The sequence below is a fragment of the Psychrobacter sp. UBA2514 genome (assembly GCF_002341255.1).
GTDB lineage: Bacteria > Pseudomonadota > Gammaproteobacteria > Pseudomonadales > Moraxellaceae > Psychrobacter > Psychrobacter pacificensis.
In genome coordinates, this window is sequence record NZ_DDNS01000048.1 from 131,184 (window position 1) to 140,270 (window position 9,087).

Consider the following 9,087-nt stretch of genomic DNA (forward strand, 5'->3'; position numbering starts at 1 on the left):
TATTTGCAAATATCTTTTACATATTGGTAATAATCATGCGCTGGGAAGGGATTAGTGAGTTTGTCTGTGTGGCAGAGTACGGGAGCTTTACGCGCGCTGCAAAAGCGCTTGGTATCTCGACTGCGCAAGTCAGCCGTCAGATCAGTGCGTTAGAGAAGCGACTGAAGATCAAGCTGCTATATCGTACCACGCGTAAAGTCTCACTCACCGAAGAGGGCCGCGTGTTTTATCAGCATTGCCGCAGTGTGCTCGATGGTTTGAACGCGGCTGAGCAAGCGGTGAGCAATTTGCAATCAAAACCTCAAGGCAGAATCAAACTGACTGCGCCTGTGACTTATGGCGAGCAACAATTGCTGCCCTTAATCAATGATTTTATGGTGCAATATCGGGACATTGAGGTGACCGCTTTTTTGAGTAACCAAAAAATTGATTTAATCGAGGGTGGCTACGATTTGGCCATTCGTATTGGTAAGTTGCGCGACTCTACGATGATGGCAAAAAAGCTTAGCCTGCGCACCAATTTTGTCTGTGCGACACCAGCTTATCTCAATCAATACGGGGTACCGCGCACGCTTGACGATCTCAGCCAGCACAACTGCTTACTAGGTACACGCGACTATTGGCATTTTGTCGAAAAAGGCATAGAAAAAAACCTGCGCGTCTCTGGTTCCATACAGTACAACAGCGGCTATAGTCTGGTTGATGCGGCGCTAAAAGGGCTGGGTATCGTACAACTGCCCGATTACTACGTACAAAAACATCTGGCATCGGGTGCGTTGGTGAGCGTACTCGACAACTATAGAGAACCCAAAGAAAGCATTTGGGCCATCTACCCACACAACCGTCAACTATCGCCAAAAATCAGACTACTGGTCGACTATTTGGCAGAGCGCTTGGTGTAACGATCGATTGGAATATATTGCCATCCCCTGCCTGATGACGCACAATGGATATTCGCCATGACTCACTAATGAATCGCTCAAGGATATCGCCATAATTAAGATCGTCTCTGATGAATTGCGAGCAAACCGTCGCCATTGATTTACCACAAAAAATCCTCATTAGCGAAGATGCCAATAAAAAGGTATGGCTCTCATACAACAATCCTGAATATCTAAAAACACGCCATAATATCAAAGGTTGCGATACCGTTATTGATAATGTCTCAAAAGCGCTCAACGCAATCAGCACGGCGGCAGTTGCCAAATAATACCAAACGAGAAAAGTATCATCTAAGCAAAAAAAAGGTGGGTGAGCAAAATCTCTACCCACCTTTTTCTTTGTGTAACTTATAAGCTGCATCAGTCACTATCAGATAACGACATTTCAGACTGCAACTCTACTTTTAACTTCTTGGCACATTCAATAATTTTTTTCCTGTCGGCAGGCAGCGCCCCATTCTCAAGGGCTGTTTCGCGCATTTGCACGGTAATATCATAATGCGGGTAGCTTGCGGTGCGGTGGAATAAACGTGGATCTACCTCAATCAATGCTGCAAAATCATGCAGCTCTTGCAAACTATCCGCAAGCATATGACACCATTTATAGCCTTTGAATTTTATCTGCACAAAATCTACATATACCGCCATGAGACACTCTCTTACTTATCTTCTCAAAACAACCTTTACTGATATTTGCTACATATCCATGCGTCAGCATCTTTAATCTCACTCAAATTATCAACGCCATCCATTAAAACGTTACAATAATTCGCGCACATTCTTTTTCAGCTGCTTAAGTAGTTTTTGATATTCACTATGGTTAGTATCCAAGTTACTCAGGCGCCCATAACGTAACTGACGGTAGTTTTGCTTAATTTCAATCAGTTTTGTCTGAATCGCTATCGGGTTTTCACTGTCTGTTAAATGACTTGCATGACGGCGAGTATCGTCATTTAGGCGACTATCGATAGCAGATGCTAAGCGTTCTAGCCAAGCTAACTGTCCTTCATGATCCTCTCGAGCCAATAATTTATCGCGCTTGCCGACATGTTTCGAGAGCTGGGCAAGCGGCAAATCTGCTGGGTGCCAGCGTTTGCGCCGGCGGCGCCAAATGATGAATACTAAGGTAGTCATAACGATAATAGCACTGGCCGCCAACCAAATCACTTGCTGCATAATGGAGCTGATGTTGAACCATTTTAGGAGCGAATCTGCTTGTTTGTCTTGGTCATAACCGACCACATCTTTTTGCCAGTAATAGCTGGCTTGGTCAGACAAGCGACGTAGTGTTTGTAGCATTTGATACTGCTGATAGCTGATTTGCGCGCTGGCACCACTGCCAAACATGGCTGCGCCTTGCTGCTGGGTCATCGCATTCATACCCTGCTCAACCCGCTCAGGCGCCACAAACGACGTGGGATCGACGCGTACCCAGCCTTGGCCTTCGAGCCAAACTTCAGTCCATGCATGCGCATCTTTTTGACGCACTTCCCAAACATCACCACCTTGACTCAGCTCACCACCTTGATAGCCTGCTACTACCCGCGCTGGAATACCAGCTGCGCGCATCATAAAAGTAAAGCTTGAAGAGTAATGCTCACAAAATCCTGCTTTGGTCTGAAACAAAAACTCATCGATACGATCAGTATTGAGTCGTGGCGGTGACAACGTATAGCGAAACTCTGTTTGATTGATCCAGCGCTCGATAGCAGCCATGTAGCGCACGGGATCTGAGCCTGATTGTACAAATAACTGCTGAGCAAGCGCGCGTGCTTGCGGATTACCCTCTGCTGGTAGTGCCAGATTTAGGCGTCTTGATGCCTCTGTCAGCACAGGGTCAATACGCATCGGCGCAAACTGCAATACATCATAACGCAGCTGCTGCGTAACAGGCTGATCTTTTGATAATGTAAAGTTGGAAGTAATGTTGATATCTGGCTGCTGAGAAAAAGGATAATCGAGCCCGAATAACCAGTTCTGCTGAGTAGGTTCTAGGATAATTTGATAGCGAGTAGGTGCGGCTTGCACTTGCTCAGGAACGGTAGCAAAGGCATTTTGAATCCATGTAGGGGCTTGCGATCTAGTCGACCATTGGCTTACCTGATTGCTTGGTCGCCAGGTAACTCCGTCAAAATCACTAAACACGAGTCCGCGCCAATATAGTTGCTGTTGCGGTGGACGCTCATCGCCAAACTCTACGCGAAAAGCCAGCTCAGTTGACTGGCCTAAATTGGCAAAATCACCGGGTGACATACTATCAGACACACCTGTGGTCGCTTGCTGACCTGATAGTTGTACAGACCACAGTGGCGGCAGTCTTGGGAAAAATAGAAACAGCACCACCAACAATGGCAGTGCCCCAATCCCTAACACCCCTAAAGTACGCAGGCGTCCATCACCACGAGCATTACTATCGTCGTTTAGGGCAATAAACGCCAGCAGGACAATAACAGCGCCCAGTACCACTTCTAAAGTTGTCAGCAACCCTTGATCCATCAAAAACAATGCAGCAAGTACAAATAAAGATAGATTCAACACCACGTAAGCATCGCGCCGCTTGTACAGCTCCCAAAGCTTACTAGCGAGACATAGCACCAAAAATGCCACGCCCATGTCTAGCCCAAAGGCTGTGTTATACGTTAGCCACAGACCTACTAGGCCGAATAAAAAACCCAGCATCTGCATGCTTTGATAGACACGTTTTAAATGCGAGAGTTTTTTTAGCCGACTCTTGAGACGCGGTAGTTGGGCAATAATACTAATCGCCGCAAACCCGATTAACCATATTGGCAAGTGAGCAGCATGTGGCAACACGACTGCTATTTGAGCAATTAGCACCCAGTAGTAAGCTGGTAGAGCCAGTAGTCGCCGATACCATTTATTATCAGCTGCTATGCCACTTTTCGCTTGTATATTTTGACCGAGTGCTAACTGCTCAAATCTTGCCGTTTTTGTGGCATCGGTTGCAGAAAACTGTTTGGGTTCATTCATGGTGCTTTCGCCAGCCTTAGCAAGCACGCTTGCGCAAAAGTCTCGCCATCACCCACCGCTGCGCTAGTAGGCGTATCATTGGGTAAACGCATTTGAAAGGGCACGCCTAATTGACCCAATGTCAACGCCCCATGAGCCAATTGCGCAAGCTTCTGTTCATGATGAGCACTTGGCATATCTGCATAATCAAGCGTTTGCTCATGACCGACAGGGTCTGCAAAGTGCTTGGTAAACATGCCTTGACCCCGTGCCACATGGCCCCAAGAGACACGGGCCAGCGACTCCCCTTCGACATAATTATCCAGTCGCTCAAAGTCGTCTTGCCCTTGTCGATATTGTCCGCCAGTTGGCAGATCCTCCGAGCTTGCAACTGAATACTGCACCTGCCAGTCAAATGCTTCAGGTTTGGGATACACCCAAGTCTTACGCGCAAAATAGACATAAGACCAAGCACGCATAATACCCAAAGGATAAACGGTTTTAATTATTAGTCGTGGCAGCTCAAGAGGACCGCGATTGTAGGTTTGAACAGGTAAGCGAATAGTTTGCTCACTTTGTAGACTCGTCACGAGTATGGAGCTTTGCCGATTCGTGCCACTTTTATCCTTCTTGTCAGCTGCTTGCTCAAACTCAAATAATAACTGTCGCCGTGGTTGACGGCTCTCACTTTTGAGTTGCAGTGTCACCCAAGCAGGAGTACCGGCCTCTGTCATAGTCACTTCTAGCAGACGCACTTGCAGACCCGATATGTGCGCAAAAGTCACATGAAAACTAATCAACCAAACGCTGACCAGATAAAAGCACAAGCCAAGTACCAAGTTATTGCCATAATTGATACCCGCGATAAAGGTAATCACTAATAGCACAGCAAATAGCATACCCTCACGACTAAAAAAAATATAGACGTTGCGTAGATTGAGCGTCGCGCTATCATTTTTGGGTGCGCGCGAGGCAAACCAACGGCTCATTGCTGACCTGATTGACGCGGTTAAGGCTTTTGGTAAAAAGCTCATGACTACCCTATTCTTACCATGTAATTGACTCTAGTCGCTAGTCCTCAGCCTAACGGACTCAATGATATAGCCATGTATTATCAAACCTGCTCGTACTTCAATATAGATAACTAAAAATATAGACAGCTAAACGATGACAGGCACGTCTGCTAAAATGCGTTGGGCGATGGTCTGCGGTGCTTGCCCACCTACCACTTGTGAAGGTGCAAAACGCTGCCCGAGACGATGATCAGCCACGGCAGCAAAGACCGCTTGGATATCTTCAGGCGTCACCTCCATATGCCCCGACACATAAGCATAAGCCTGTGCAGCACGCTGTAGCGATAGCACGCCACGTGGTGATAACCCATGATACTCTTGGCTTGCTCGAGTCTTTGCAACAAGTCTTTGTAGATAATCCAATACCACGTCCGCCACATAAACTTGTTTTACGCCTTGTTGTGCTAAGAGGACAGCTTCAGTATCAAGCACCGTATCTAGATCCTTTAATAGCTCACGGCGATCTTGACCTTTTAGCAGCTCACGCTCTGCCATAGGTGATGGATAGCCCAATGACAGACACAGCAAGAACCTATCTAACTGTGATTCAGGTAACGGATAGACGCCAGCTTGTTGCAGTGGGTTTTGGGTTGCAATAACAAAGAACGGCTGCGGCAAGGGATAAGTTTGTCCATCTTGCGTCACTTGTCGCTCTTCCATTGCTTCAAGGAGTGCGCTTTGCGTCTTGGGGCTGGAGCGGTTGATTTCGTCAGCAAGTAGCAGTTGAGTAAAAATAGGACCGGGACGAAATTCAAAACGCAGTTTACTTTGGTCATAGATACTCATGCCTAAGATATCGGCAGGGAGCATGTCATTGGTGAACTGCACTCGGCTAAAACTCAGGCCTAACAGCTTAGCCAAACCTTGAGCCAGAGTTGTCTTACCCATACCAGGTAAATCTTGTAGCAATAAATGCCCACCTGCTAGTATGCCACTGAGTGCCAATTTAACTGCTTGCGGTTTGTCCAATACAATTTGGTTCAATTGCGCCATCAATTGTGCAATTTTCTGCTGATTGCGTTGCAAATCGGTGCCACTAGGAGCGGATTGACTAAGCGTTTTGGCTATTTTTTGATATGTAGGTGATGGTGCTCTATCGTTAGGGGCATGGGTCATAGTAAATTATCGGCTCATTTTTTGGGTTATAACGATCAACCAGTAAGGTCAGTTCGCATCATCTATGACGATCGGCGCATCAGCGCGGAGGGTTGATAAATACGCTATAACATCCGCGCGCTCTTTGGCATCTGGCATAGGGTCTGATAGCATCTTTGAATCTGGCATGGCTTTTTGTGCATCCGCGATATAGGGATCGAGTGTTTTGGCGTCCCATACCCATCCTGACTCTGTGAGCCCTTCGCTATAAGTGTAATCTTTTAGCTCAGCAGCTGGTGCGCCGTATATATTCATTAATTGCGGGCCCTTTTTATTGAGACCAGCGTTGAGCTGGTGGCATTGACTGCAAGCATCTTGATAAATTAACGAGCCATTATCTGCATCCCCATTGACATATAGTGGTAGTGTCACAGGGTCGCGATGATCAGGCGGGGTATGCTCACAAGCAGTGAGCAATAAAACAGCGGCAAAAAGACTGCTTATTTGATATTTACTAATAATAGACATTTTGGCAATCTTTGGTTGGTGAGCATTAGCGATAAAGATTTTGTAGCATCGCAATATGTTAACTGGCAATCTTTAGCGTTTTGCTAGGCTTTTCTAAATAGTATCCTTGCAGATAGCGCGCCCCCACACTCCATGCGACTGACATAGTCGCTGCATCTTCAATATACGGCATTAGCACATCAACATTTACCTCATTGATGCGCATGATAAGTGATTTAACCGTGTCTAAGTTATCTGCTGAATTGATATCTTGTACATAGTTACGCGCCAAACGCACGATATCCGGCTGCACTAAATTGGCAATTTCGATAGATTTGGCAGAAGAACCAAAATTAGTAATGCCCATTTGACAGTTGACTTCGTTAAGGGCCGAAAACTGGGATTTTGCCACAGTTAAATGATCTGAGATGTCTTTTTCGTTAAATTGCAACGTTAAGACACCAGCAGCGCCGCCTACTGCCTTGATCAGTTGGCTTGCCACATTGGGCAGTTTCTTGTCAATTAATGAGGCACTGGTTAGCTGCACCAATAGTCTGGCCTCAGGATGCTCTTTACGGACATCATTGATTTTTTTGCACGCATTAATGAGTACCCAGCGATCTATCTTTTCAAGTAGCTTGTGTTTTCTGGCCACAGCCATAAACTGATCAGGAGTCAATACCGTGTTATCGGCATCGGCCAATGGCAGACGTAGATACACTTCAAAAAAGTCACTACGATCTTGATTGATATCGTATATTGGTTGAAATGACAGCTCAAATCGACTGTTTGTAATAGCATTAATCAGAGACTCAGCAAGCGCCTGATCATCACTATTGGCATGCTCACTCGGATCATATAGATGATAAGTACCACCATGGTTAGAGGTTTCGACCATGATTTGGCTAATAGCATCCATAGCACGCTCTATTATTATAGCGGGCTCTGCGGTATTTTTTTCGATTTTGACGATTGCGATACTTACCGTGGTACTCGTCGTACGCTTATCTACCTCAATGAGCATCTCACTGATACGCGAACCGATGTTCTCAGCCAGCTCTTCGAGCTCTGAGGTAGTTTTGTTTTTGACAAGTAACATAAATGCGGTATCACTAAAGCGGCTGACATGTCCATCCGATACCAGTTCATCTAGTGCATAGGCAACCTGTTTGACAGTCGTATCTACTCCTTGCAGACCGAGGCTACTTCTTATTTTTCCAATGTTATCGAGCTGTACATAGAGCAATGCTGCTGTCAGCACGCCTTGAGTTGCTTGCTGGTGCACTATCGCCATTTGCTCCTCAAAGCCGTGGCGATTATTCACACCTGTCAGGTTATCTTTACGCTCTGCTTCAGCCAAGCGTTTGGCAACCTCTGCGCTGTTGCTAGCATTTTGTTGTATGATAATCTGAGTAACGGGTTCGCCATCTAAAGTCGCAGATGCCAACTGTAATTTTGCCTCAAAAGTACTGCCATCCGTGCGCACGCTTTCAAAGTTAAACTCAACTTCGTCACGGCTACCTTTATCGAACTGACGTAGAAATTGCTTGAAGTCCTTGACACTATCGCCACCTGAAATCAAATCAATCACAGGTACCCCTATGACATCATTCATTGACCGAAAGCCAAACAGTTGAAGATAGGGATCATTGGCAAAGATATGGATACCTTCATCGATATAGGCAACTGCACTTTTCGAGTTTTTAATCAGCACATTGGCACGTTGCTCTGCTTCTGATAGGACATGGCGTAGTTTCTTGAGCTCACGGCGACTACGCAAGCTGTCATGCTGTAAGCAGATAGCCATAACGATAGCCATCTCTTGATCAGCCTTGAGTGCTTTGACCATGGTTCCGCTCATCACCGCAGGCAACCCCTCATCATTACACGCGGTCGATATTGCCTCACCCTTCATCAAATAAATCATCGGCAAATCAATGCTCTGCTCTTGAATGATGCCAACCACATCCGTAAAGCTCATATCATAAGCACTAACGAATACCAGCACATCCCACGACTGGCGCAGTACTTTTAGTAGCTCTTCTTTATCATCCAAAAATCCTAAATTCACGCTGTCATAATAATCACTCAGTAGATGTACAAGACGCTCAGCATAGAGCTGATCATCGTTAATCACTAATAGATTTAAGGTGGACTGAATGCGCATAGGTGGCCTTTTAATCTTATGGTTGTATCTTTATCTCTTATTTTTGACACCTTATACTGTTTCCAAAAATTAATCTGGCTTAGAAAACATTATAGAGAGTAGGCTCAGTGATTATTGTGATAGTAGCTGAGTTTTATGGCGTAATATATTCTAGCGCCCGAGGCATCTTATAAATTAGAGTAACAATATCGCTCATTATAGACAATAATTTGATTGACTGCAGGTTAACTTATGACCTTGTTTGTTTAATATTATTATCAAAAAAAACATCAGCCTTTTTTCTTATACGGTGCAACCCCTCTTTCTTTCAATATAGTAGAACCTCAATAAAATT

8 protein-coding genes are annotated in these 9,087 nt (G+C 45.4%); 2 read left to right on the forward strand and 6 right to left on the reverse strand.

Translation table 11 applies throughout. The features are described 5' to 3' along the window. Nucleotides 1-35: 35 nt before the first annotated feature. Together B3V51_RS11965 and B3V51_RS11970 are read left to right on the forward strand one after the other, a co-directional pair. Nucleotides 36-902, forward strand: a complete 867-nt coding sequence (locus B3V51_RS11965; protein ID WP_286708485.1) for a LysR family transcriptional regulator — start codon at nt 36-38, stop codon at nt 900-902. Nucleotides 903-1,012: 110 nt separating this feature from the next. Beyond that, nucleotides 1,013-1,210, forward strand: a complete 198-nt coding sequence (locus B3V51_RS11970; protein ID WP_227517188.1) for a DUF302 domain-containing protein — start codon at nt 1,013-1,015, stop codon at nt 1,208-1,210. 91 nt (nt 1,211-1,301) lie between these two features. On the opposite strand, the gene B3V51_RS11975 is transcribed toward B3V51_RS11970, so the two are convergent. The 6 genes from B3V51_RS11975 to B3V51_RS12000 all read right to left on the reverse strand — a co-directional run bounded on the left by B3V51_RS11975 (nt 1,302) and on the right by B3V51_RS12000 (nt 8,753). Continuing rightward, the gene (locus B3V51_RS11975; RefSeq protein ID WP_071002186.1) at nt 1,302-1,589 is read right to left on the reverse strand and encodes a DUF4031 domain-containing protein; all 288 of its coding nucleotides are present in this window, start codon (nt 1,587-1,589) and stop codon (nt 1,302-1,304) included. 111 nt (nt 1,590-1,700) lie between these two features. Next, nucleotides 1,701-3,932, reverse strand: coding sequence for a DUF3488 and transglutaminase-like domain-containing protein (locus tag B3V51_RS11980; RefSeq protein WP_286708486.1), 2,232 nt, complete (start codon nt 3,930-3,932; stop codon nt 1,701-1,703). Then, a complete protein-coding gene (locus B3V51_RS11985; protein WP_286708487.1) occupies nt 3,929-4,900 on the reverse strand; it encodes a DUF58 domain-containing protein in 972 nt (323 codons plus the stop codon). The genes B3V51_RS11980 and B3V51_RS11985 overlap by 4 nt, the downstream gene beginning before the upstream one ends. Nucleotides 4,901-5,071: 171 nt before the next feature. After that, nucleotides 5,072-6,100: an AAA family ATPase gene (locus B3V51_RS11990; protein ID WP_286708488.1), complete on the reverse strand. Its 1,029-nt coding sequence runs from the start codon at nt 6,098-6,100 to the stop codon at nt 5,072-5,074. 48 nt (nt 6,101-6,148) lie between these two features. Continuing rightward, a complete protein-coding gene (locus tag B3V51_RS11995; protein ID WP_286708489.1) occupies nt 6,149-6,607 on the reverse strand; it encodes a c-type cytochrome in 459 nt (152 codons plus the stop codon). Nucleotides 6,608-6,665: 58 nt separating this feature from the next. Then, a complete protein-coding gene (locus B3V51_RS12000; RefSeq protein ID WP_212564256.1) occupies nt 6,666-8,753 on the reverse strand; it encodes an EAL domain-containing protein in 2,088 nt (695 codons plus the stop codon). Nucleotides 8,754-9,087 lie beyond the last annotated feature (334 nt).